We start from the raw sequence: 24,298 nt of genomic DNA, 5'->3' as shown, positions 1-24,298 counted from the left end.
CAGAGGAGGCTCGAGACCGGTGACTCCCCCACCGTCCGACCCTGCGAGCACCGGCCACGAACTCGGCTGGACGCCGATCGCTGAAGAGGCCGTCCGCGCCGCCAGCGTCCTGCACCCCAAGAAGGGGGCGCTCCCCCGGCCGAGCCGTCGGCGCGTGCTGACGGTCGCCAACCAGAAGGGTGGCGTCGGCAAGACCACGAGCACGGTGAACCTCGCCGCGGCCCTGGCCGTCCACGGGCTCAAGACGCTCGTGATCGACCTCGACCCCCAGGGCAACGCGAGTACCGCACTCGACATCGACCACCGCTCCGGCACACCGTCGATCTACGAAGTGCTCCTCGGCGAGGTCACGCTCGCCGAGGCGGCGGCGCGGAGCGAGCAGTCGGAGAACCTCTACTGCGTGCCCGCGACCATCGACCTCGCCGGCGCCGAGATCGAACTCGTGTCCATGGCGTCCCGCGAGATGCGGCTCAAGGAGGCGCTCTCGTCCGAGATCCTCGACGAGATCGGCGTCGACTACGTCTTCATCGACTGCCCGCCGTCGCTCGGTCTGCTGACCGTCAACGCGATGGTGGCCGCGCAGGAGGTGCTGATCCCGATCCAGTGCGAGTACTACGCGCTCGAAGGTCTGGGTCAGCTGCTGAGCAACATCGAGCTCGTCCAGGCGCACCTGAACCGCGAACTCAGCGTCTCCACGATTCTCCTCACCATGTACGACGGCCGGACGAAGCTGGCCGATCAGGTGACGAACGAGGTGCGGAACCACTTCGGGGACACTGTCCTCAAGACGGTGATCCCGCGCAGTGTGAAGGTCTCCGAGGCGCCTGGATACGGGCAGACGGTCCTCGCGTACGACCCCGGTTCCCGGGGCGCGATGAGCTACGTGGACGCGGCGAAGGAGATCGCCCAGCGTGGGGCGGAGATGAAGGAAAGGAGCGGTACGGCATGAGCGAGCGCAGAGGGGGGCTCGGGCGCGGGCTCGCCGCCCTGATTCCCACCGGCCCCCCGCCGGGTTCCGCAGCACCGGTCGAGAACGGTTCGGCCGCGGTCCCCGCTCCCCCGGCCGGTCCGGCGGGGCCGGACGACAAGGGCTGGTTCGCGGCCAACGGCGCGGCCGGTTCGCAGGGCGGCACGGTGGCCGGCGCGGTCTACCGCGAGGTGCCGGTCAACCAGATCAAGCCGAACCCGAAGCAGCCGCGGCAGGTCTTCGACGAGGACGCGCTCAGCGAGCTGGAGCACTCGATCCGCGAGTTCGGGCTCATGCAGCCCATCGTGGTCCGGGAGCTCGGCGATGACGAATACGAACTCGTCATGGGTGAGCGGCGGCTGCGCGCGTCTCAGCTGGCGGAGCTGAAGGCGATCCCGGCGATCGTCCGTCAGACCGCCGACGAGGCGATGCTGCGCGACGCGCTGCTCGAGAACATCCACCGCGTTCAGCTCAACCCGCTCGAAGAGGCGGCCGCGTATCAGCAGCTGCTCGACGAGTTCGCGGTCACGCACGAGGAGCTGGCGGGCCGGATCGGGCGCAGCCGCCCGGTCATCACGAACACGATCCGCTTGCTCAAACTCCCCATCGCGGTCCAGCGGCGGGTCGCCGCCGGGGTGCTTTCGGCGGGCCACGCGCGGGCGCTGCTCTCTCTCGAGGACGCCGACAGTCAGGAAGAGCTGGCCGCACGGATCGTCGCGGAGGGCATGTCGGTCCGCGCGACCGAGGAAGCCGTCACGCTCAAGAAGAGCGAAAAGCCGGCCAAGCCGAAGCCCGCTCCCCGCAAGCCGATCCAGGCTCCCGGTCTCCAGGAACTGGCGAACCGGCTTTCGGACCGCTTCGATACTCGCGTGAAGGTCGACTTGGGCCGTCGAAAGGGCCGGATCACTCTCGAATTCGGCTCGGTAGACGATCTTGAACGCATCGTGGCACTGATGGACGAAAATCGGGCAAAACAGACACCTGAAATCGATTAGGGATCACACCGGGTCGTTTTGTCACGGTGACGATAGCTGTGTGATGAGGACGAAGTAACGCTGAGTGCTTGAACTGGGGGCAAGTGTGAAGGAGTTCTTCGACGGCCGAAATCCGCGCGCGGTGGTCTTCGACTGCGACGGATTGCTCATGGACACCGAGCCGTGTTGGTCGGTGGCCGAGACCGAACTGTTCGCGCGGCGAGGTCTGCCGTTCGGCCCGGACGAGAAGGCGTTGGTGATCGGCAAGTCGCTTCCGGCCGCCGCCGACGCGATGGCGGAAGCGTTCGGAGAGCCCGGCGGCGGCGCCGGGATCACGGACGAGTTGCTGAGGTTGGTGACCGAGGTCGTCACCGCGAAAGCGGAGGCGATGCCCGGCGCGCGTGAGTTGGTCGAACTGACCGCCGCCGCCGTTCCGGTCGCCGTCGCGAGCAACTCGCCCCGAGCTCTCCTGGACGCCGCGCTCGCTCGCGGCGGGCTTTCGGCGATGTTTCCCGTGAAACTGGCCGCAGACGAGGTGGCCGCGCCGAAGCCGGATCCGGAGATGTACCTGACCGCCTGTGCCCTCTTGAAGGTCGAGCCTGCCGACGCGCTGGCGTTCGAGGACTCGATGACCGGGCTCCGGTCGGCGCGGGCGGCAGGGGTTCCCGTCATCGGGGTGCCCACGCTGAAGCAGCAGGACTTCCCCGCCGATGTCGTGCTCGATTCCCTGCTCGATGAGGAGCTGCTGGCGTGGGTGCGCGGATGGTCCCGGCGATGAGCGAGCCGACCTTCGTCCGCTTCCAGAGTCCGACTCGCAACGAGCGAGGAACCTTCACCGGCGTCTTCGGTCTCGTCAACAACCTCGCGCGGGCCGGGCACCTCTCCGTCGAACAAGAGGCCTTCCGCCGGGCGAACAACGACTGGTACGACGCGAACTTCATCAACCCGGTGCACACCGATCCGAGCGTCTACGACGCCGCGGTGAATCCCGACGCAGCGGCGTGGTTCAAGGCGACCGCCCGGCTCTTCATCGACAGGGTCGACGGCTACCTGGCGATCCTGGAGACGCTCGAAGTTCCCTGCGTGACCGTCTGGTCGGCGAACCCAGGGCGGATCATCTACGAGGACGAGTACCAGGTCGTCGTCGTGGCCAAGGCATGAAAAAGGGGACTCGCCCTTGACGGGCAAGTCCCCTTCGACGGGTTCGGCTCAGCTCTTTCGGGAAATCGCCCGTCCGACGAGATCGGCGAAGACCGAGCCGAGGGTGGCACCGGCGGCTTCCATCGCCATGGGCACGATCGACGTCTCGGTGAGGCCCGGCGACAGGTTCACCGCGAGGAAGTAGACCGTGCCGTCTTCGGCGACCACGGCGTCGGTGCGCGAGATGTCGCGAAGCCCGAGTTGCCGGTGCACGGCGACGGCCAGCTCGCCGACCGACTTGGCGGCGTCGTCGCTGATCCGCGCGGGCGTGAAGAAGTCGGTCAGACCGGCGGTGTAGCGGGCCTTGTAGTCGTACACGCCGCTCTCCGGCACGATCTCGACCGCGGGCAGGGCTTCGGGGCCTTCTTCGCCTTCGATGACTGTCACGGCCACTTCAACGCCAGAGACGAGCTTCTCGGCGAGAACGGTGTCGCCGTAAGCGAAGCAGCCGACCATCGCGCCGGGCATCTCCGACGCCTCCTTGACGACCTGCGCGCCCAGCGCCGAACCGCCCTGGTCGGGCTTGAGGATCAGGGGCAGGCCCAGTGTCTCGACCATCGCGTCCAGCACGGCCTGCGCGCCGAGTTCGCGGAAGGTGCTGTGCGGCAGCACGACCCAGTCCGGCGTCGTGAAGCCCGCATCGGCGACGAGCGCCTTGGCCGTCGGCTTGTCCCACGCGCGGCGGCAGCCCTGCGAACTGGTGCCGACGTAGGGCACGTCGAGCATCTCCAGCACCGTCTGCACCGCCCCGTTCTCCCCCTCGCCACCGTGAAGGGCGACGATGGCCGCGTCGGGGCGCTGGGTGCGAAGGCGTTCGAGCAGACCGGCGTCGGTGTCCCACTCCTCGACGATCAGGCCTTCCGCACGCAACGCGACCGAAAGCCGGCGCCCGGAGCGGAGGGAGACATCGCGTTCGTGGGAAAGTCCGCCTGCGAGTACGGCGACGGTGCGGTCGACCACCGAGGACTCCTTTTGTTCTTTGGGGACGTCCGGCCGATCAGACCGTGTCCGGAGAGGGGTTCTGCGGCCCCGAGATCGAGCGTGGGCTCACGTTACCGAAGGTACGCGCCAAGTCCATTTCGGACTCGAGCACCGCGGCGAGCCGCCGGACGCCTTCGCGGATCCGTTCGGGCGTCGGGTAGCAGTAGGAAAGACGCAGCTGTCTGCTTCCGAAACCGTCGGCGTAGAAACCGGTTCCGGAGGCGTACGCGACCCGGGCCGTGACGGCCCTCGGCAGCATCGCCTTCGTGTCCACGCCTTCGGGGACTGTCATCCAGACGTAGAAACCGCCGTCGGGTTTGGTCCAGCTGCAGCCGACGGGCATATGTTGTTCGAGCGAGGACAGGATCGCGTCCCGGCGCTCCCGGTAGTTCTCGCGGAAGGTCTTGATCTGACCCATCCAGTCGTGAGTCGAGAGGTATCGCGACACGATCAACTGGTTAAGCGTGGGCGGACACAGCGTCGCGGACTCGGCCGCGAGCACGAGTTTCTCCCGGACGGCGTGCGGCGCGAGCACCCAGCCGACCCGCAGTCCGGAGGCGAAGGTCTTCGAGAAAGAGCCCAGGTAAACGACGTTGCCGGGGTCGATCGAGCGGAGTGCCGGGTACGTCTGCCCGCTGAAGCCGAGCAGGCCGTACGGGTTGTCCTCGACGATGAGGATGTCGTTCTCCCGGCAGATCTCCACGATCTCCGCGCGCCGCTCGACGGCCATCGTGACGCCGCCGGGGTTGTGGAAGTTGGGGATCGTGTAGAGGAACTTGACCCGGCGGCCCGCTTTCCGCGTTTGGGCGAGCGCGGCGCGCAGCCCCTCGGGGACCAGACCGTGGTCGTCCATCGCCACGTGCACGACGTCCGCCTGGTACGCGGCGAAAGAGCCGAGCGCGCCGACGTACGACGGGCCTTCGGCGATGATGACGTCGCCCGGGTCGCAGAACAGCCGGGTGACCATGTCGAGGCCCATCTGCGAGCCGACCGTCACGACGACGTCGTCCGGGTGGGCCTTGATGCCCTCGAGGGCCATGATCTCGCAGATCTGCTCGCGCAGCGCCGGGACGCCGTGCGCGGAGCCGTACTGGAGCGCGACCAGGCCTTCTTCGGCGATGAGCTCGCCGACCTGCGCGGACAACGTGTCCAGCGGGAGTGCGGCGAGGTTCGGCATCCCGCCGGCGAGCGAGACCACTTCGGGGCGACTGGCCACCGCGAACAATGCCCTGATCTCGGAAGCAGTCATTCCGGCCGTACGCGCGGCGTAGCGGTCGAGATGAGGGTCGAGGTTGTGGCGGCCGGGCTCCGGCCGGACAGGGCGATTCTCGGTCATCAGGCGCTTCACCCGTGCTTCGAAGTGGACATAGTCGCTACCGACTGGTAGTTCCATCGAGTGTAACCACCCTCCCTTGAGGGGCCCTGGCCTTCCGGTGTTCATCACATCCGCCTATCCTCGGACAGGACCCCTTCAGCGAGCCCTGCTCGGGACAAGGCTGCGTCGGGTGTCGTCGTTCAGGGAGGTTTGTCTGTGTCGCGTCGCGTCGTGGGCGTAACCCTGGACAACCTCGAGCATCTGCCCAAGAGCTGCCGCCGCTGCGTGTACTGGGAGCTGGCGCCGCATATGAAGGCACAGGCCGAGGAGTACGGCGCGACAGAGGTCGAAAAGGAAGCCTGGGTCTCCAGCGTGCTGCTGGAATGGGGTTCCTGTGGCCGGATCGTCTACAGCGACACCTTGCCCGTCGGCTTCGTGCTCTACGCGCCGCCGAACGCCGTGCCGCGTTCGCTGGCCTTCCCGACTTCGCCGCCCGGCCCGGACGCGGTGCTGCTGACCGCCTTCCAGATCCTTCCCGAATTCCAGGGCGGCGGGCTCGGCCGGATGCTGGTGCAGGCCGTCGCGAAGGATCTGACCAAACGCGGGGTCCGCGCGATCGAGGCCTTCGGGGACGCAAAGCCCGACGAGACCGATCCGGACGGCGGGCACAGCTGTGTGCTGCCCGCCGCGTTCCTGCAGAGCGTCGGGTTCAAGACCGTGCGGCCGCATCCGCGGTGGCCGCGGTTGCGACTGGAACTGCGGTCGGCGATCTCGTGGAAGGAAGACGTGGAGGCGGCCCTCGAGCGGCTGCTCGGCCAGGTCTCCATCACGACCGCCGAACCGAGCCTGGGCCGCGCCTGATCTTTTCCGGACGACCACCTTCCGGTTGCTATGAAAGGCCCGTTCCTTGCAAATTTCGCAAGGAACGGGCCTTTCATAGCGTTTGGGTGAGGCGTCGTAGCAGAGTTTCCGGGTGCGCGCAGCGGCCATCCCCCGGCTTGGGGACAGCTGTGGGTAACCCGCCGAGTTATCCACAGATCGCTGATAGGAGCGGTGGAAAATCTGTGGATGGGTAGGCTGGACCTGGGGACGCCCCCCGGGAAGGGTGGGGGCTGCGCGTCGCGTGGATCTAGGTGTGGCGCCCTTGGGCGAGGGGGCACACAACCGGTTGTGCCGAGGGGCTCGGCAGAGGGATGTGCGCCCGCGTGCGGGTGTGGAGGAGTGGCTACTCCGCTTTGGCGAGTTCGTGGGCCAGGACGTCCGCGAAGGTGAACGTGCCGGTCGGCTGGTCCCCTTCGCCGAGGAGGTACAGGCGCTTCACGGCGACAAGGATGCCTTCGGCGACGACGTCGCGGAAAGCCGGGTCGGCCAGTTTGCCGCTGTCTTCCGGGTTGGTCAGGTACCCGATCTCGATCCGCACCGCCGGGCAGCGGGTGCGGGTGAAGATCTCCCAGGTCTTGTAGTGCGTGCGGCAGTCGAGCATGCCGGTGCGGGCGGCCAGCTCACGCTGGATGAAGCCCGCCAGCAGCTCACCGACGGTCGACGTGGTGCCGTTGCCGGTGCCGAAGTGGAAGCTCGCGACACCCTGCGCCTTGGGCGAGGGGTTCTTGTCGTTGTGCAGCGAAAGGAACAGGTCGGCGCCCGCCTCGTTCGCGAACTTCGCCCGGTCGCCCTCGCTCGGGCTCTGGTTCGGGCCGCGCGAGATCAGCGCTTCCATGCCCGTGGCCTGCATCCGGCCTTCGAGCCGACGCGCCAGATCCCAGGCGATGTCCGCTTCCCGCAGCTCACCCGCGACGACACCGAGGTCTTCGCCGCCGTGGCCAGGGTCGATCACGATGCGCTTGCCGCGCAGCCGCGGGCCCGCCTGGCGCACCTGCTCCTGCTCACGCAGGAAGACAGGGCGGCCGCCGCGCGCACGCGGCGAGGAGAGCCGGTGCAGCTCGCGGATCGTGGCCGGACCGCACATACCGTCGGCGACCAGGCGCATGTCGCGCTGGAAGGTCTTGAGTGCTCGTTCGGTCTGGGCGCCGAAGTGCCCGTCCGGACGGCCGGCGTCGAAACCGAGCTCGGTCAGCCGCTCCTGGAGCGCGAAGACGTCGTCACCCTGCATGGGCGCGGAGAACATGTAGGTCAGCGGGCGGCTGCCCAGGTGGAAGCCCGCGCCACGAAGCGCCTGGTAGGTCGCAGGACCCACCAGACCGTCGGTGATGAGCCCACGACCCTGCTGGAACGCGCGCACGGCATGTTCCAGCGCCGTGTCGTAGACCTCGTACTCCCCGGATTCGGTCACCGGCGGGAGCAGCTCCATCGCCGTCAGCGTGGACCTGATCTCGGCGACGTCCGGTCCGGCGTCACCGCGGCGGAGTACCCGCATGCACTCCTCGCTCTTCCTTTGGGGCACCGATCGAGCTCGATGCACGACTTTGAAAACCCTGCGGGGCGAACCCCGGTGCTCTATTGTGCCCTGTGAACTCTCGGTGAGCGCGGAGGCCCGGTCGGTGCGTCAAGTCCCCGTTCGTGGAACTCCTTCAGGCGTTCCCGTAACGGTGAGATCTACCCGTTCCGTAGAACGACGAAACCCGGAGCCTGGGCAGGCCCCGGGTTTCGGCAGGTGAAACGCGAGATCAGAGGACGTCGGCGAGGTCCGACAGCAGCGCGGCCTTCGGCTTGGCGCCGACGATCTGCTTCACCGGCTTGCCGCCCTGGAACAGGATCAGCGTCGGGATCGACATCACCTGGTAGTCACGCGCAGTGTTCGGGTTCGCGTCGATGTCGAGCTTCGCGACGGTCAGCTTCTCGCCGTTCTCCGCCGCGATCTCTTCGAGCACCGGGGCGACCATCTTGCACGGACCGCACCAGGTCGCCCAGAAGTCGACCAGGACGGGCTTGTCGCTCGTCAGGACGTCATCGACGAAGGTCTTGTCGGTCACCGTCACGGTGTTGGCCATGGTGTCTCCTCCTGGGTGGTGAACGGGTGCTGGGAAGTCAGTTGGTGGTGGCGCCGTAGCCGCCGCCGACCAGCTCGGGTGTCTCGTGGGCGGTCTCGACACCGGCGTGCTCCGCCAGCCATCGTTCCGCGTCGATCGCCGCGGCGCAGCCCGAACCCGCGGCCGTGATCGCCTGCCGGTAGGTGCGGTCGACCAGGTCGCCCGCCGCGAAGACACCGGGAAGGTTGGTGTACGAGGTGCGGCCCTGCGTGAGCACGTAGCCGTCCTCGTCGAGGTCCACCTGACCGCGCACCAGTTCGCTGCGCGGGTCGTGACCGATCGCGACGAAGAACCCGGTCACGTCCAGCTGCGATTCCTCGCCGGTCACCGTGTCCTTGAGCTTCAGGCCTTCGACCTTGCCCTCGCCCTCGACGCCGGTGATCTGCTTGTTGAGCGCCCACTTGATCTTCTCGTTCTCGCGGGCGCGCTCCAGCATGATCCGGGAGGCGCGGAACTCCTCGCGACGGTGGACGATCGTGACGGACTTGGCGAACTTCGTCAGGAAGGTCGCCTCCTCCATCGCGGAGTCGCCGCCGCCGGCGACCACGATGTCGTGGTCGCGGAAGAAGAAGCCGTCGCAGGTGGCGCAGGCCGAAACACCGCGGCCGAGCAGTTCCTGCTCACCCGGGACGTTCAGGTAGCGCGCCGCGGCACCCATCGAGAGCACGACCGCGCGGGCCGCGTAGCGCTTGCCGTTCGCGACGACGTACTTGACGTCACCGGTCAGCTCGACGGACTCGACGTCCTCCTGGCGCAGGTCGGCGCCGAAACGCTTGGCCTGCTCGCGCATCTCTTCCATGAGGTCGGGACCCTGGATGCCTTCGCGGAAGCCGGGGAAGTTCTCGACCTCCGTCGTCGTCATCAGCGCACCGCCGAACTGAGTGCCCTCGAACACCAGTGGTTCGAGCTGCGCTCGTGCCGCGTAGACAGCGGCGGTGTACCCCGCAGGACCCGACCCAACAACGATCAGGTTCCTGATCTCCTCGGCAGCCACCCGTGACCTCCGCTCGTAGTGACCTGTTCACCAGGCTCAACACGATCGTAAGGGCCGGTGTTCCCGGGGTGACCGGCGCTACTTCTCCTGGCTTGCGGCGGCGATAGCAAAGGTCCCTTGCTCCCGGTCAGGGGAGCAAGGGACCTTTGCTATCGCTCTACAGCTACTTCTGGCCGATGATCTTGTCGAAGAGGATCGCCGGTTTGCCCGGGCCACAGTCGGCGCCGAAGGCGACGATGCGGAACTGGGCGAGCTTGCCTGTGGTGTAGATCACCATCACACCCTCCTTGCCCGCGACGTTCACCGGCCGGATGCCTTCCGGCCGCACGTCCGGGTCGAGTCCGGCTGCTTCGACGCACACGTCGAGGCGCTCTTCGGTCTTCAGCGTGCCGAAGTCCCGGACGCCGATCGCCTTGCCGACGAGGGCTTCGGCGCCGTGGCCGTCTCCGCCGACCGAGGGTCCGACAGGGGCGGGCGGAGGCTGTGCGACGTCGCCCGTGCTCGGCTGCTGCGTGGTGGGCACGACGATCGCGACGGCGGCGATGGCCGCCGCGGCCACGGTCGCTATCCCGGCGCCCCAGCCGATCCGCTGGTTCCGCTTCCGCCGTGCGGCCGCGAGGTCCACCACCGGGGCGACCTGCGCCTGCTGCCCTTCAGGTGCGCCCTGAAAGGCAGGCGACGTCCGCATCTCGGCGGCCAGCGCCGCGTCGATCCGTGCCGCGAACTCCGCCGGCATCGGTGCGACAGGCGCGTTCGCGAGTCCCGCGAGGTCGGCCGTGGTCGCTTCGAGTGCCTCGATGATCGCCAGTGCTTCGGGGTCGGCGTTCACCAGCGGCCACAGTTCGGCCGCCTCCCGCTCGTCCAGTACACCTGCGTGCAGGTCGGCGAGCACATCGACAGACCACGGCGGACCGACGGTCCCGCCGATCCCCCTGCTCTCGTCTGTCATCTTCCCTCCCCGTCACCCGGCGTGCCCTGAGGACGCCTGGCACCCCGTTCCGGGGTGGCGCGTTTGCTTTCGTGAGTTGGGACGTTCGCAATCGCATCGGGGTTCCGCAGATGTCCGAGAACCTTCGCGAGCTTTCCTCGACCTCGAGCGCACCTGCTCTTGACCGTGCCCTCGGCGATGCCGAGCATTTTCGCCGTCTCAGCGACGGAGTATCCCTCGACGTCGACCAACACGATCGGGGCACGTTGGTCTTCGGGAAGGTGGTCGAGGGCTTCCTTGACCACCAGGCTCGTCTCGCGTTCGGACATCGAGTCGCGCGGCGAGGCGGGCTCGTTGAACTGCCCTGTCTCGGGCAGCGGAACGGTCGGCCGGGCCTTGCCCCGCCGGATGCGGTCGAGGCACGCGTTCACGACGATGCGGTGCAACCACGTCGTGACCTGTGATTCGGCTCTGAAGTTGCCCGCTGCTCGGAACGCGGAGATGAAGGCGTCCTGCAGGGCGTCCGCGGCTTCTTCCGGATCCCGCAAGGTGCGCAGGGCAACCGCCCACATGCGGTCTCGATGTCGCTGGACCAGTTCACTGAACGCGTGCGGGTCACCGGCGGCATGCGCCGCTATGAGATCCGCGTCCGTTGGAGCTGCAGCTGTCACCCGGGAGAGCCTACTGACTCGGTGTTCGAGGTCACCCCGCAGGCAGGAAGGTCAGCTCCTTGAGTTCGGTGACGAACTTGCCTTCGTCGTCTTCACCCAGCTGAGTGATCCAGATGATGAAGTACTGACCCTGCTGAGGCTGCTGCAACGCGATGGTCGATTCGCCCGCCGCGAGGTCCCCGGCGCCGACGACCTTCGTCTCGTCGAGCTTCGGGTTCTTCTTGTCGGCGGAGCGGATCTCGACCTTCGAGCCGGCGCTTCCCGCGTCGATCTTGATCTGGCTGAGATTGATCGGGTCCTTGAAGGTCACGACCAGTCCGACACCGTCCTTGAGCACGGGGAACTGCTTGTCGTACTCGTCGGTCTTCCACGCCGTGCCCGCGTCGCCGTCCGTCGCGTTCTTGGCGCGGCCGGGGCTGTCGCCCTTGCTGCCCGGGTTGAACACGGCGACGGCCGACGGCTTCACCGCGGCGCCCACGGTGGGACCCGGCGGTGGCTGAGGCGGCGGCTGCTGCTCGCCCGGGGGCGGCGGAGCGACCGAAGACGACGACGCCGCGACGTTCATGTTCGGCCCGCTGGACTTCGATTCGCCCTGGAACAGGTTGATCATCATCATTCCGCCCCAGGCGAGGATGACCACGGTCGCGACGACCAGCACGGTCACGCCGAACGCCAGCTTCTTGCGCCGCGCGACGTCCTTGACTGGCTTCTTCGTCGTCCACACGGTGCCGTCCGCCTCGGCGGGCGCTTCTTCCTCGCCGACGGCCTTGATCAGCTGGGTGCGTTCCTCGGCTTCGGCGGCCTGGTCCAGCACGCGCAGGATGGCCGCGCTGGTGCGGATGCCGCCGTGGCCGCCGTCCTCGATGGTGCGGACGGCGAGCGACGAAAGTTCGACCGGGACGGTCGGGACCAGCGAGCGCGGCGGGATGACGCGTCCGGTCGGCGCGTGCGGCGCCGCCGGGATCGCGGCCGGACCGCCGGGAAGGGCCCAGCGGCCGGTCAGCAGCAGGTACAGGACCGCGCCGAGAGCCTTGACGTCATCGCGGAGGGTCGCTTCGGGAAGCGGGCCCGGGAAGGCGAGCTTCAGTGCGCCGTCCGGGGTGAGCCGCAGACGCTGCGGATGATCGAGGCCGAGGACGAGGCCGTTCTGGTGCGCGTGGTCGACGGCTTCCGCCAGCGCCTGCACCATCCGGGCCGCCGCAGCGGGCGCCACCGGGCGCTGCGCCACCAGGTCTACCAGGTCGCTGCCCTTGGTCCATTCCGCCACGACCACACCGAGCAGACCTTCGCTCGAGGTGACGCCGCTGCCGAGGCTCAGCACGTCGAGGACGCGCGCGACCCCGCCGTGGCCGAACTTCGAGGCGTGCGCGGCACGCTCCAGCGTCCGGCGCGCGAGCCTCGCGGCTTCCGCGTCCGCCGGGTCGCCGACCAGCAGCGTCAGCGCCACATCCCGCTTCAGCTGCCCGTCGCGGGCGCGCCAAAGATGCGCCGCCGCCCGCTCGTCCACCCCGAACTGTGCGAGCAGGCGATACCGGCCGTCACCGACGACCCGGCCAGGGGCCAGCGACCCGCCTTGGGCACGAACGCCCACCTGGCTCGCCTCCCCTGCCTGTTCGCTCCGTCTCGTATCCACCGCACTCTCCCGCGTAGCTCCCGCCCCGAGGGTACCCAGAATACGACGCGTGAACGCGGGCCATCCGTGCGTGAATCGTTATCGGCGCTTGATCAACCGGGTGATCCTCGTCGTGGCGGGCTTCAATTCCTCGACCTTCAGGGCCATGAGCACGCCGAACGAGACCACGATCCCGACCATCGTCTGCAGCAGAAGTTTCACCCAGGCATGGAAAGTAGGCCCGAACGAGTCAGGGACGACCTGCCCGGCGAGCCACGCCGCGCCGACCCCGAGCACGCTCGCGACGACCGTGAAGAGGATCACTCCGAGAATCCGCTTGCTCCGGAGGTTGCCGAGGGTCACCCACAGCCAGACCTGACCGAGGATCGCGCCGACGACGAAGGTGAGGCCGTTGACCATCATCACGCCGAGCACGATGTTGTCCGGCGACAGCAGCGCGGGGCACAGGTACAGCAGCGGCACCTTGACCACGGTCATCACGATCATGATCAGCACCGGCGTCCGCGCGTCCTTCATCGCGTAGAACACCCGCATCTGCAGCATGACCAGCGCGTACGGCAGCAGCGCGAACGCGGAGATGGCCAGCGCCTCGCCCAGCCGGGCCGCGTCCTCGGGCTTGCCCTTGCCCAAGGTGAACAGGGCGATCCCGACCGAACTGCCCACCACGGTCATCACCGCGGAGATCGGCAGGAGTGTCACCGTCGAGATCCGGGAGGCGTACGAGAGGTCGCCGATCAGCTTCTTGTGGTCGCCGTCCGCGGCCGCGCGGCTCATCCTCGGCATGATCGCGGTCAGCAGCGACACGCCGATGACGCCGTACGGCAGCTGGAAGAGCAGCCACGCGTTGCTGTACGCGGTGACGCCGCCTTCCGAACCGCTGGTCAGGACTCGGGTCGTGATCGTGTAGCCCACCTGGCTGACCGCGACGTAGCCGACGGTCCACAGCGCGAGTCCGCCGAACTCCTTCATGCGCTTGTCGATGCCCCAGCGCCATTTGAACTTGAACCCCGACCGCAGCAGCGGCGGGATCAGCAGGATCGACTGCGCCACGATGCCCGCCGTCACGCCGAGGCCCAGCGTCAGCACCTTCGGGTCGGTGATCGACACGGGGTTCGTGGCGATGTCCCCCGGCATGATCCACACGACGAGGATCGTGAAGATGACGACCAGGTTGTTGATCACCGGCGCCCAGGCCGTCGGGCCGAAGATGTGCTTCGCGTTCAGGATCGCCGAGAGCAGGGCGAACACGCCGTAGAAGAAGATCTGCGGCAGCAGCAGGTACGCGAACGCGGTGACCAGGTCGGGGTTCGCCTGCCCCTTGTCGTCGACGTAGAGCTTGGTGATCAGCGGCGCGGCGAAGACCGCGAGCGCCGTTCCGGCGATGAGCAGCGTGCCCGCCACCGTCACCAGCCGCTGGGTGTAGGCCTCGCCGCCGTCCTTGTCGTCCTGCGACCGCACGAGCAGCGGGACTACGAGACTGGACAGCACGCCGCCCATCAGCAGTTCGAAGATGATGTTCGGCATCGTGTTGGCGACGTTGAACGAGTCGTTTTCGACCTTGGCGCCGATGGCCGCGACCAGCAGCAGCTTCCACGCGAAGCCGGTGATGCGGCTGATCAGCGAGGCGATCGCCATCCGGCCGCTGGACTTCGCGATGGACGGCGCCTGCGCCGGGGCGGCGACGTCTTGTTCGCCTGTCTCCCCCGGCCGCGGTTTGACCAGCGGCGCGTCCTTGATCGCAGGCATGACCTGCGTGGCGAGCTGGTCGTACGGGCGGAGGACGTCGGGGTCGGCGACCGGCCAGCGGGAGCCCATCGGGACGCCGGGGGTGCGCGGGATGAACCGCGTCGCGTCGGCTTCGTCGGGCCGGTCGACCTGCCACGGGCGGACCGGTGGCGGCTGGCGGCGCCCGCGATGCGGCGGGGGCGGCGTCTGATTGAGCGCTGTCGGCGCCTGCGGCGCCGTCGGACGGCGTGGCGGCGCGTTCGGCGGCGGATTCTGCGACGGCTGCGGCAGCGGCTGGCCCTGCGGCGGCGGAACCTGCTGACGCCGGGTCGGCGGAGGCGGCGTCGGAGACGGACCCTGCCGGGGCGGCACCTGGCCGGGTGGCGGTTTCTGGGGTGCCCTCAGCCGCCGTGTCTCGTCGTCGGGACGGCCCGCGGCCCGCTGCCGACGGCCGTCGGCAGGCTGCTGAGGCGGCGGCGGCACCGCCCGCCGTGGGCGCTCACCGCGTTCGGGCGGGGGCTGCTGCGGGGGCGGCTGACGGCGTTCCGGGCGTCCCGAACGCTCCGGACGGCGCGCCGGACCGTCGGTGCGACGGGGCGGTGGAGGAGTACCTTCGCGCCGGGGACGGCCTGCACGCTCGGGCGGTACACCCGGCTCTCTTTCCAACGTGCGCCCAATCCTCGGTGCTCGACTACGTGATGCCCGGCGGCATCGTTCGACCCAGGGTAATCGGCGAAGGCCGGAAACACTTAAACCTGTGCGTCCTCGGTCACACGCGGGGTGGTTTCGCATCCCCGATCGGCCCGTGAATCCTTGATTCTCCGGTAGATCCGGCGGGAGGAGAGCAGCAGCAGCGCGCCCGCCGCGGTCACGGTGATGATGATGGTGATCGCGCCGTACTCCGTCGAGGTCAGCTCGAACCGCGCGTCGGTGCCGAGTTTCGTCCCGTCGGGCGTGGTCAAGGACACGTCGACGCTGAACCGGCCTGCTCGAAGCGCCTCTACCGGCAGCAGCTGGTTGACGGCGCCGTTGGCCGGGACGGTCCGCTCCGGGACCGCGCCGGTGGGGCGCAGGCCCACGTTGTTCTTCAGCACGGTGCGGACGTTGATGCCGACCGGCAGGCCGTTGGTGATGTACGCGGGCAGCGGCGACGCGCCGGACGCCAGCGCGATCGTCTGCTTCGGCCGCTCCACGGTGACCTGGCTGCGGATCGCTTCGAGGTCGCCGCGGGCGTTGCCGGTGGCGATCGAGGCGTCCGCGCCGCGCCACGAGGTCGAGGCGGCCCGGATGAGGGCGAGCCGGACGGGGGCGATCACGTCGGCCGGGTTCACTCGTTTGGTGGAGTCCATCGTCATCGCCGACGACAGGCCCAGCGTCTCGTTGTCGATCTGGGACATCTTCGCGGTGACGTCGCCGCTGGTCGCGGCCGTCAGGTCCTGCGGGTCGTAGCCGATCGACGCCGTCCCGGACGGGCTTTCGCCGAGCAGGTCGGGCAACGGTGCCGACTTGGCGAGACCGGCGGCGTAGAAGTCGCCCATCCGCTGCAGGAACGTGGTGAGTTCGGGGCCTGTCGCGGTCCAGTGCCGCGGCGGCGCGATCAGCAGCCGCGAGCGCCCCTGCCCCTCGGTCTGCCCGAGCCCGGCCCGGAAGGCGATCGCGCCGAGCCCGTTCTGGGTGGATCCCGAGCCGTTCAGCGCGGACGAGATCAGCGTGTCGACCGGCTGCGCGCGGATGCCCGTCCCTTCGAGCGAGACCCCGCCCGAAATCGGGGATTCGGACTGGAGCCCGCCCGAATCGGTCAGCACGGTCTTGACGCCCGCCTTGCCGATCGCTTCGAGGGTCTGCGAGTCGAGGATGCCGCCGGGCCAGAGCACGCCGTCCTGGGGCTGGATGCCGAGCAGGTTCTTGATCGTCGACGCGCCGCCGAGCGCGCCGGCCAGGAGCGCGGTGTCGGTGGCGTCGCCCGCGCGGACCTTCGTCAGCGCGGAGAGGTCGGCGTCGGCGAACGGGAGGGTGACCACGCACCGGCCCGCGACCAGCGCCTTCAGCTGGCCGAGCCAGCTTTTCGCGGTCTCGACACCCGTGCCGGGCACCGGCCCGCCGCCGGTGACGACCTGGTAGCCGCGGGTCATCCCGTCCACGGTCGCGATCAGGTCGGGGTCGATGGCCAGGCACAACGACGACGAGACCTTCGTGTCGGCTTCGGCCGCGCGGGCCGCCGCGACCAGCGAGTCCAGCCGCCCGCCCGCGGCCAGCTCACCCGCCAGCCGCTCGTCCGCCAGTGTCAGCGGGCCGCCGAGCGGCGACGACACGACGTGCACGGTGCTGTTCGAGATCGGCCACAGCAGGCTCGCCGACGGCGGCGACGTCGGACGCGACGCGGGTGCCCTGCCGGGGAGGCCGAGCACCGGCATCAGCAGGCTGACCGCCGCGAGCCGTTCCGGGCCGCCGGACTCCGGGGTGCCGTTGACGTTGACCAGCAGCGGGTACACGCCGGGCTTCGAGAACTGGAGCTTCGAGGGCTGGCCGAGCGGGACGACCAGGTTCAGCGTCGCGCTCTGGCCCGCTTCCAGTGCGTCCGGTTCGAGGTCGACGAACTCGGTCGCCGACTGGTCCTTGAACTTGCCGCCGGCGAGCACGTCGCCGATCTGCTGCTCGCTCTGCAGCCGGGTGCCCTGTTGCAGCCGGACGCTCAGCTTGCGGATCGGCCGGTCACCGATGTTGGTGACGCGGCCGGTGACGGTGAGCGAAGTCGAGGTCGTGGTGACCACGCGGGGGTTCAGCGGGTCGAGGTCCACGCGCAGCCGGGGCTGTTCCTGCGCTTGCGCGACCGCGCCGAACAACGCGGGCAGGGCCAGGAACAGGATCGACAGGACAGTGGCGGCAAGCCGCTTCACTCAGGTGCTCCCTCGGCGGTGTGCTGTTGCGCGAAGAGTTCTTTGGCCTTCCGGACCAGCTTGCGCTCGTCGGAGTAGGCGAGGGTGGTCTCAAGATCGGCGAGCGGCACCCAGGCGACTTCGGTCACCTCGACATCTTCGTCCGAGAGTTCGCCGCCGGTGGCTTCCAGGATGAAATGGTGCACCGTCTTGTGCACTCGCCGTCGTTCGGCCACGAACCAGTAGTCGATGGTGCCGAGGGGCTCGAGGACCCGCGCGGAGATGCCGGTCTCCTCTTTCACCTCGCGCATCGCGGTCTGCTCCACCGTCTCACCGTCCTCGATGTGGCCCTTGGGCAGCGACCACAACAGTCTGCCGTGCCGGTCGAGCCGCCCGATCAGCGCGGCGTTCGCCCGTTCCACGTCGACGACGAGACCACCGGCCGAGGTTTCGTCGACCGTGGTCAGCCGCCTTCCCCGCCTTCGCCTGCGCCGGCGGCCCGGCTTCGAGGCGCCGGCTGATCCAGACATGCTGCGATGCTAGAGCAAACGGCGGTACGGGTACGCTGGCTCTCCGTGCCCGTGTTGGGCCGGGTCGTAGTAAGTGTCTCGGTAAGTACATCCAAATCGTGGTGGGATTGTCGTGAACAAGGTGGTCGCCGGGCAGGCGATTGCGGGGAAGAGCACTGCGATGCAGAACGCTGTGACGGAGCTGATGCGCATCTCCCCGCTGGCGGACGAGCTCGCGAAGCTCTTCGCGAAGGCGGGGTACAGCCTGTACCTGGTCGGCGGAAGCGTCCGCGACATGATGCTCGACAGGTTGTCGAGCGATCTCGACTTCACCACGGACGCGCGGCCGGACCAGGTGCTCAAGATCGTCAGCGCCTGGGGCGACGCGGTGTGGGACGTCGGCATCGCGTTCGGCACGGTCGGTGTGACGAAGCAGGGCATGACCCTGGAGATCACCACGTTCCGCGCCGACAGCTACGACCGCGTCGGCCGCAATCCCGAGGTCACCTTCGGCGACAGCATCGAGGGCGATCTGCTCCGCCGCGACTTCACGGTCAACGCGATGGCGATCGACCTGGCGAACCAGACCTTCGTCGACCCGTACGACGGACTCCAGGCGCTGCGGGACCAGGTGCTCGACACGCCCGCGACCCCGCAGGAGTCCTTCGCCGACGACCCGCTGCGCATGCTGCGGGCCGCGCGGTTCTCCGCGCAGCTCGGGTTCATCGCGGCGCCGCGGGTGATCGACGCGATGACGTCGATGGCCGAGGAGATCGACCGGATCACCGCCGAGCGCGTCCAGGCCGAGCTGTCGAAGCTGCTGCTGGCGGACGACCCCCGGCCCGGTATCGAGCTGCTGGTGGACACCCGCCTCGCCGACCGCGTGCTGCCCGAGGTGCCCGGCATGCGGCTGGCGATCGACGAGCACCACCAGCACAAGGACGTCTACCAGCACTCGCTGACCGTGCTCGCGCAGGCGATCGACCTGGAGTCCTCGCACGAACCGACCTCCGAGCCGGATCTGATCCTGCGGCTCGCGGCGCTCCTGCACGACGTCGGCAAGCCCGCGACGCGCGAGTTCCAGTCCGGTGGCGGCGTGAGCTTCCACCACCACGAGGTCGTCGGCGCGAAGATGGCCCGCAAACGTTTGCGCGCCCTGAAGTTCTCGAAGGAGATCATCCAGGACGTCAGCCAGCTCGTGTTCCTGCACCTGCGGTTCCACGGGTACGGCAAGGGCGAGTGGACGGATTCGGCGGTGCGGCGCTACATCACCGACGCCGGCGACCTGCTGCCCCGGCTGCACAAGCTTGTGCGCGCCGACTGCACCACGCGCAACCGCAAGAAGGCGGCCGCGCTGCAGGCGACCTACGACGACCTCGAGCGGCGGATCGAAGCGCTGCAGGCGCAGGAGGACCTCGACCGGGTCCGGCCGGACCTCAACGGCGAAGAGATCATGCGGATCCTCGGGCTCAAGCCGGGGCCGGACGTCGGCAAGGCGTGGAAGCACCTGAAGGAACTGCGGCTCGACCGCGGTCCGCTGGAGCACGACGACGCGGTGGCCGAGTTGAAGAAATGGGCCGCCGAGAACGGCATCGGCGGCTAGCGTTCCGCTCATGGGGGCAAGAGCGAAAATCGCCATCGCGCTGGTGGTGGCGGCCTTGGTCGCGATCTGCGCCGGGATCGCCGTGTTCTCCGGTCGCCCGGTCGCGGCGCCGGCGCCCGAGAAGGCCTCGTGCGACGCGCCGCCGATCCGACCACCATCAACGACCTCTCCCGGCCGCCGGTGCCTTTTCTCGTCCGGGTGCCGCCGGGCGAGTACCCGGTTTCCGTGGCGAAGGTCCGGTTCGCGGGTTCCGAGCATCGACGGGTCGCCGCGGCCCGGCTGACGATTCGGCCGGAGCCGGTGCTCCGGTGGGAACTCGCGCTGGTCAAAGACGAAGATCCCGCGAAACTGGGGCCGAACGAGTTCTACGGGTACGGCGTCGACGCCGGGCTCGGCGCGTTCGTCGACGCGGACGCTGTCCCGGCGCTGTGCCGTCTCGTCGGCGAGGATCTGGAGGGCCCGCTGATCAAGGCGCTCGACGGCCCGGAGGCGGCGCTCGTGCGCGATCCGGTCAGCGGCCTGAACGTGGCCGCCTTCGGCTCCGGCTGGGGTGACGGTAGCTATCCGACCTGGATCGGCTACGCGGCGAACGGCCAAGTCGCCCGTTTCGTCACGGATTTTCACGTCATCAGCTGAGATAAACACCGTTGGTCTCTGGATCCATGTGGCGTAACCGGAGATACTCCTGCCGGTGCTCCGGGCAGGGGGAAAATCCATGGCGAAGCGGCCGCCCAGTTTTCTGGTGACGTTGCTGCGTCGTGGCGCGCCCGCGCTGGCGACGGCGACGAGCGAGTTGTCCGACGAGGTCGGCGACCCGACCCCGATGCGGGCGTTGCGGCGCATCCAGCAGATGTCGGGTCCCATCGACACGGCCCATCGCGACAATCTGCTGCTCAGAGCCGCCCGTTATGTCGCGCTCGTCCCGTTGGTCTACCGGCTCTTCGCGGTGCCCGGCGTGTTCGGCGTCTACGTCTCCACGCACGGCATGGTCGGGATCGGGCCGGTCGGGCTGGTGGCCCTCGGGTCGGTCTCGCTCTCGCTGTACGGGATCCGGTGGATGCTGCGCTCGGCGCCGTTCCGCCCGCAGCACGCCGTCCGGCTGCTGGCCCTCGACCTCGCGTTCACCCTGCTCGCGCCGCTGGCCATCGGCGCGCTCGTGCCCGCTTCGGTGTTCACCGAGGCGATGGCGGTGCCCGGCAAACATCTGCTCGGCGAGGTCGCGCTGCTGGCACTGGCGCTGGGCATGCCCGCCGCCGCGGCGCTGGCTGTCGTCAGCTTCCCGGTGCGGATGCTCGCGTCCCTGTTCGGCACCGGCCACGCCGCGCCCGGCGACGCGATGGCCACCTTCCCCTCGATCCTCGGCGTCCTCTTCACCGCGAGCGGCGCCCTCGTCCTGATCGGGCTCGGCACCCGGCTGGCCCTCGCGTACGGCATCCGCAACGGCCGGATCGCCGAACGCGCCCGCCAGCACCGGATGCTGCACGACTCCGTGCTGCAGACCCTCGAAGCGATCGCCCTGGCCAACAAGGGCGACCCGGCCACGCGGCTGGCCGAGGTGCAGCGGCTGGCGCGGGCGCAATCGATGGAACTGCGGCAGACGATCGAGAACGAGGCATCGGATCGGTCCGAGGCCGGGTCTCGGCCGCTGGGCGAGAAGCTCGCGTCGCTGGCGGCCGAGATGGCCCGTGACGGCCTGCGCGCCCAGCTCGTGATCGCCGAACTCGACGACGACACCCTCTCGGAGGTCCGGCAGATCGCCATCCGCGACGCCGTCCGCGAGTCCCTGCGCAACACCCTCAAACACGCCGGGACGGACAAGGTCGTCGTGCGCGTCGAGGAGCAGGAAGGCGGCGTCGCGGTGATCACCCGCGATCACGGCGCCGGGTTCAGCCTCGACACCCGGCCCGCCGGTTTCGGGATCAGCGAGTCCATCACCGCCCGGCTGAACGAGGTCGGCGGGACGGCCAGGGTGGAGTCGGCTCCGGGCAATGGCACCAGAGTCACCCTCTGGGTGCCCTTCTGACGGTAAACAGGAGAACATGAAGAAAACGGACGTCCTGGCCAAAGCGCTCATCGCGTACCGCGACGGTGACCAGGCCAAGGCAGCGGACCTCGCCGAGCGTGCCGGATCCACGCTCGGCATCGAACTTCACCGATACCTGACCGAAGGCGGTGGCGGAGATGTCTACGACCAGCCCGCCGCGTTCACCGCGTTCATCCGCGGCGGCGGGAACGTCAAGCTCTACCGGCAGCTCAGCGTCATGCTCGCCCGGCGCTACGGCAGCGTCGGTTCCCTGCTCGACCTCGGCTGCGGCGACGGGCTCGCCGTCGTCCCCGCCCTCGAACAGGCAGACCGGCAGCCCGGCCGGATCGACCTGGTCGAGCCGTCGAGCGCGCTGCTCGCGGAGACGCGTAAGCACCTCGACGGCACTCACGGCCTGCACACCTGGGACGCCACCGCGCAGGAGTTCCTCGCCCGCGAAGACGACAGGCAGTGGCAGCTGACGCAGTCGACCTTCGCGCTCCAGTCCATCCCGACCGCCGAGCGCACCGAGGTGCTGCGGGCGCTCCGACCCCGCACGTCCTGCCTGGTGATCGCCGAATTCGACGTGCCCGAGTACGACGAAGACTCCGACGAGTACCTGCTCTCCCTGGTCACGCGCTACGAACGCGGGATCTCGGAGTACGGCAAGGGGGCGTCGCTGGTGGCGCAGGGATTCCTGCTGCCGATCCTGCTGGGCCTGGTCAAACCGGGCGCGGACCGGACGAACTGGGAGCAGCCCGCGACAGACTGGGCCTCGCAGCTGAAGGAGGCGGGTTTCACCGGCATCCGGATCGAGCCGCTGGCGGACTACTGGTGGTCTCCGGCCGTGCTCATCACGGCGTCCTGAGTTCCCGCGCCCGGCATTTCGTCCTCTGGATGCGGTAGTCGCGTGTGCAAGGACCGCATCCAGAGGACGAAACGCGGATTACTGGACGCGGGAGAGCGCGCCGGATTCGAGATGCTGAGCGATCGGCCGGGGCAGCACGTAGGCCACGGCCCCGCCCGGCGTCCCGTTCCACGGCGTGGTGACGCCGGTGACCACGCGCAGCGGCCGCAGGACGCGGTACAGGCGGCGTTCCCGTTCGCGGTCCGCGGCGAGCGACGTCTCGACGAACCGCGCCGGTTCGGCGTGCACGAGGTTGCCGGTCTCGTTCCCGAACCGCTGCACCGTGGTGCCCGCCGGCAGCACGACGATGCGTTTGCGGCGGAAGAAGTTCAGCGGCGGCTCGCCGCGCAGCGGCAGGATCGGCCAGTCGGCCGGGTTGTCGGCCTCCTCGCTCGCGCCCACCGCGGCCCGTGCCGGGTACAGCAGCAGGGTGCCGAGGAAGAACCGCGCCGCCTCTTCGAGTTTGGCGAACGCCACCGGCTCGTCCGTCGGCGGACGCGACACTTCCCAGCCGTTTTCGGCGCGGCGCAACGTCCAGAGGCCCGGTTCCGGCACCGCGTTCGCGCCGATCCGGTACGCCGACGGCGCCACCCCGTGCTCGGCCAGCCGCTGGTACAGGACCTCCAGCACCTCGGAGGCGCGGATGTCGCGGGCCGGCTCGCCGTCGCGTTCGACGCGGGTGCGGGCGCTTTCGTCCGGCAGGTCCGCGGCGGTCTGCGTCGGCCGCGGTTTGCCGGTGATCTCCGCCTCGGCGGTCGCCCGCACCAGCTCGCCGACCAGCGGCGGGCGGAATCCGGCGGCCCGGATGTGCTCGACCAGTTCCGGCTCCGGCGGCACCCCGTACTTCCGCAGGTAGTGCGGGACGGCCGCGGGCCAGATCCAGACGCCGTCGGTGTGGAAGGCGTTCGGCACGTCCGGCGGGCCGTTCGGGGTGAAGATGTCGGGCTGCGGACCCGGCCGGGACAGCACCACCGGCGAGCGGAAGAGGTAGTCCAGCACGCCGCGGACCTGGTCCGGTGGCACCTGCGGCCGGTTGACGACCGGTCGTTCGCCCTCGTTGTGCGCGTCGGTGACCTTCGCGTGCCGGAAAGCCACGTCCAGCGGCAGGCCCGCCTTGGCCGAGAGCCAGGCAGGGACGTGCTTCTGGTCGCGCGGGAAGATCGCGAGTTCGGTCGCGTACGCGCGCGGCGACGGCTTGCCGCCCTCGTTCGGCGCGATCCGCCAGGTCGGTTCCTGATCGGCGTCGAAGTCGAAGTCGAAATGCGATTCCGCGTCCAGCGTGAAGGTGCCCTGGAACCAGGTGCCTGTCTCGGGCTGGTGCATCGCCGCGCGCAGCCGCGCGAAGAGCGACCCGAGCTCCGGCGGGGCCGCGATGGACACCGACACCGGGCCGTTGCCCTCGTCGCCGACCGAGCGGACTTCGAGCTCGGCGTAGTCGCCGACCTGCCGGAACTGCGCGCCGACCCGCTGCCAGCCCTCCGGCAGCACGCGCAGCAGCGTCCGGCCGATGGCGCGCAGCAGCGGGGGCTGATCACCCGTGCCGATCTCCGGCCGGGCTTCCGGCGTCTCGACGAAGTCGTGCCTGGTCTGCCACAACGCCGTCAGCCGCGACGGCGAGGCCGTGGTCGAGAAGTCCGTCAGACCCAGCTCGGCCGCGCGGGCCGCGTCCTCACCCGCCCAGCGCAAGGTCAGTTCGCCGCCGCCGGTGTGCGGCGCGATCTGGAAGTGCTCGTCGTCGAACCGGCCGTGTGACTGCAGGCTGAAGGTCGCGCCGACCTCGCCGTTCAGCACCACGCGGGCAGGCCGCCCGTTCCAGTCGCGGTCGAACCCCTCGGGCGCCGCTTCCCCCGGCGGCGCGATGAGCAGCAGCGTGCCGTCTTCGGTCGACCGCTGGGCCGCGAAGACGGTTTCCCCCCATACGGCGTACAGGCCATCCGGCCGCTCCGCCGCTTGAACCCGGTAACGCACTTTGTGTCCCCTCCCCAAGTTCCCCAAGCCGGGGGTC

At 69.2% G+C, this 24,298-nt stretch carries 21 protein-coding genes; 9 read left to right on the top strand and 12 right to left on the bottom strand.

What is annotated here, in order from left to right; genetic code table 11:
• Positions 1–19 precede the first annotated feature (19 nt).
• The 4 genes from ACZ6YV_RS04015 to ACZ6YV_RS04000 all read left to right on the top strand — a co-directional run bounded on the left by ACZ6YV_RS04015 (position 20) and on the right by ACZ6YV_RS04000 (position 3,102).
• Complete coding sequence (locus tag ACZ6YV_RS04015; RefSeq protein WP_465508201.1) at positions 20–949, top strand: ParA family protein; 930 nt, start codon at positions 20–22, stop codon at positions 947–949.
• Positions 946–1,962 carry a ParB/RepB/Spo0J family partition protein gene (locus ACZ6YV_RS04010; protein ID WP_465508200.1) on the top strand — a complete coding sequence of 339 codons (1,017 nt, stop codon included), beginning with the start codon at positions 946–948 and terminating at the stop codon, positions 1,960–1,962. Before ACZ6YV_RS04015 ends, ACZ6YV_RS04010 begins: the two co-directional genes overlap by 4 nt.
• Positions 1,963–2,047: 85 nt before the next feature.
• Entirely contained in the window at positions 2,048–2,719 is a 672-nt protein-coding gene (locus ACZ6YV_RS04005; protein WP_465508199.1) for an HAD family hydrolase, read from the top strand.
• Positions 2,716–3,102 (top strand): hypothetical protein, encoded by a 387-nt coding sequence (locus ACZ6YV_RS04000; protein ID WP_465508198.1) that lies wholly within the window; start codon positions 2,716–2,718, stop codon positions 3,100–3,102. Before ACZ6YV_RS04005 ends, ACZ6YV_RS04000 begins: the two co-directional genes overlap by 4 nt.
• Positions 3,103–3,150: 48 nt before the next feature.
• Here the strand turns inward: ACZ6YV_RS04000 and ACZ6YV_RS03995 are convergent, their stop codons facing one another.
• Both ACZ6YV_RS03995 and ACZ6YV_RS03990 read right to left on the bottom strand, forming a co-directional pair.
• Positions 3,151–4,101, bottom strand: coding sequence for a D-alanine--D-alanine ligase family protein (locus ACZ6YV_RS03995; protein ID WP_465508197.1), 951 nt, complete (start codon positions 4,099–4,101; stop codon positions 3,151–3,153).
• Between the two features lie 37 nt (positions 4,102–4,138).
• Positions 4,139–5,458, bottom strand: coding sequence for an aminotransferase-like domain-containing protein (locus ACZ6YV_RS03990; protein ID WP_465508196.1), 1,320 nt, complete (start codon positions 5,456–5,458; stop codon positions 4,139–4,141).
• A gap of 195 nt (positions 5,459–5,653) precedes the next feature.
• On the opposite strand from ACZ6YV_RS03990, the gene ACZ6YV_RS03985 reads away from it, so the two are divergent.
• Positions 5,654–6,298 (top strand): GNAT family N-acetyltransferase, encoded by a 645-nt coding sequence (locus ACZ6YV_RS03985; protein ID WP_181775548.1) that lies wholly within the window; start codon positions 5,654–5,656, stop codon positions 6,296–6,298.
• A 364-nt stretch (positions 6,299–6,662) separates the two neighbouring features.
• Here ACZ6YV_RS03985 and ACZ6YV_RS03980 read toward each other — a convergent pair whose 3' ends face one another.
• The 9 genes from ACZ6YV_RS03980 to ACZ6YV_RS03940 all read right to left on the bottom strand — a co-directional run bounded on the left by ACZ6YV_RS03980 (position 6,663) and on the right by ACZ6YV_RS03940 (position 17,781).
• Complete coding sequence (locus ACZ6YV_RS03980) at positions 6,663–7,811, bottom strand: N-acetylmuramoyl-L-alanine amidase (protein ID WP_465508195.1); 1,149 nt, start codon at positions 7,809–7,811, stop codon at positions 6,663–6,665.
• Positions 7,812–8,061: 250 nt separating this feature from the next.
• Complete coding sequence (trxA, locus tag ACZ6YV_RS03975; RefSeq protein WP_465508194.1) at positions 8,062–8,385, bottom strand: thioredoxin; 324 nt, start codon at positions 8,383–8,385, stop codon at positions 8,062–8,064.
• 37 nt (positions 8,386–8,422) lie between these two features.
• A complete protein-coding gene (gene trxB / locus ACZ6YV_RS03970; protein ID WP_465508193.1) occupies positions 8,423–9,418 on the bottom strand; it encodes a thioredoxin-disulfide reductase in 996 nt (331 codons plus the stop codon).
• 163 nt (positions 9,419–9,581) lie between these two features.
• Complete coding sequence (locus ACZ6YV_RS03965; RefSeq protein ID WP_465508192.1) at positions 9,582–10,367, bottom strand: hypothetical protein; 786 nt, start codon at positions 10,365–10,367, stop codon at positions 9,582–9,584.
• Positions 10,364–11,017 carry an RNA polymerase sigma factor SigM gene (gene sigM, locus ACZ6YV_RS03960; RefSeq protein ID WP_378239055.1) on the bottom strand — a complete coding sequence of 218 codons (654 nt, stop codon included), beginning with the start codon at positions 11,015–11,017 and terminating at the stop codon, positions 10,364–10,366. Before sigM ends, ACZ6YV_RS03965 begins: the two co-directional genes overlap by 4 nt.
• Positions 11,018–11,048: 31 nt before the next feature.
• A complete protein-coding gene (locus ACZ6YV_RS03955) occupies positions 11,049–12,608 on the bottom strand; it encodes a protein kinase family protein (RefSeq protein WP_465508532.1) in 1,560 nt (519 codons plus the stop codon).
• Between the two features lie 120 nt (positions 12,609–12,728).
• The gene (gene murJ / locus ACZ6YV_RS03950) at positions 12,729–14,465 is read right to left on the bottom strand and encodes a murein biosynthesis integral membrane protein MurJ (RefSeq protein WP_465508531.1); all 1,737 of its coding nucleotides are present in this window, start codon (positions 14,463–14,465) and stop codon (positions 12,729–12,731) included.
• A 659-nt stretch (positions 14,466–15,124) separates the two neighbouring features.
• Positions 15,125–17,272 carry a DUF6049 family protein gene (locus ACZ6YV_RS03945; protein WP_465508191.1) on the bottom strand — a complete coding sequence of 716 codons (2,148 nt, stop codon included), beginning with the start codon at positions 17,270–17,272 and terminating at the stop codon, positions 15,125–15,127.
• A complete protein-coding gene (locus ACZ6YV_RS03940; protein ID WP_465508190.1) occupies positions 17,269–17,781 on the bottom strand; it encodes an NUDIX hydrolase in 513 nt (170 codons plus the stop codon). Before ACZ6YV_RS03940 ends, ACZ6YV_RS03945 begins: the two co-directional genes overlap by 4 nt.
• A gap of 160 nt (positions 17,782–17,941) precedes the next feature.
• On the opposite strand from ACZ6YV_RS03940, the gene ACZ6YV_RS03935 reads away from it, so the two are divergent.
• The 4 genes from ACZ6YV_RS03935 (at position 17,942) to ACZ6YV_RS03920 (ending at position 22,254) form a co-directional block, all read left to right on the top strand.
• The gene (locus ACZ6YV_RS03935) at positions 17,942–19,363 is read left to right on the top strand and encodes a CCA tRNA nucleotidyltransferase (protein ID WP_465508189.1); all 1,422 of its coding nucleotides are present in this window, start codon (positions 17,942–17,944) and stop codon (positions 19,361–19,363) included.
• A gap of 129 nt (positions 19,364–19,492) precedes the next feature.
• Positions 19,493–19,999 carry a DUF4241 domain-containing protein gene (locus ACZ6YV_RS03930; protein WP_465508188.1) on the top strand — a complete coding sequence of 169 codons (507 nt, stop codon included), beginning with the start codon at positions 19,493–19,495 and terminating at the stop codon, positions 19,997–19,999.
• 79 nt (positions 20,000–20,078) lie between these two features.
• Positions 20,079–21,386: a sensor histidine kinase gene (locus ACZ6YV_RS03925; protein WP_465508187.1), complete on the top strand. Its 1,308-nt coding sequence runs from the start codon at positions 20,079–20,081 to the stop codon at positions 21,384–21,386.
• 16 nt (positions 21,387–21,402) lie between these two features.
• The gene (locus ACZ6YV_RS03920; protein WP_465508186.1) at positions 21,403–22,254 is read left to right on the top strand and encodes a class I SAM-dependent methyltransferase; all 852 of its coding nucleotides are present in this window, start codon (positions 21,403–21,405) and stop codon (positions 22,252–22,254) included.
• Positions 22,255–22,332: 78 nt separating this feature from the next.
• Here ACZ6YV_RS03920 and ACZ6YV_RS03915 read toward each other — a convergent pair whose 3' ends face one another.
• Positions 22,333–24,261 carry a TNT domain-containing protein gene (locus ACZ6YV_RS03915; protein ID WP_465508185.1) on the bottom strand — a complete coding sequence of 643 codons (1,929 nt, stop codon included), beginning with the start codon at positions 24,259–24,261 and terminating at the stop codon, positions 22,333–22,335.
• Between the last annotated feature and the right edge of the window lie 37 nt (positions 24,262–24,298).

The organism is Amycolatopsis sp. NPDC102522, from assembly GCF_055584485.1.
The sequence above is the reverse complement of the archived record's forward strand: the minus strand, read 5'-3'. Positions and strand labels throughout refer to the sequence as shown.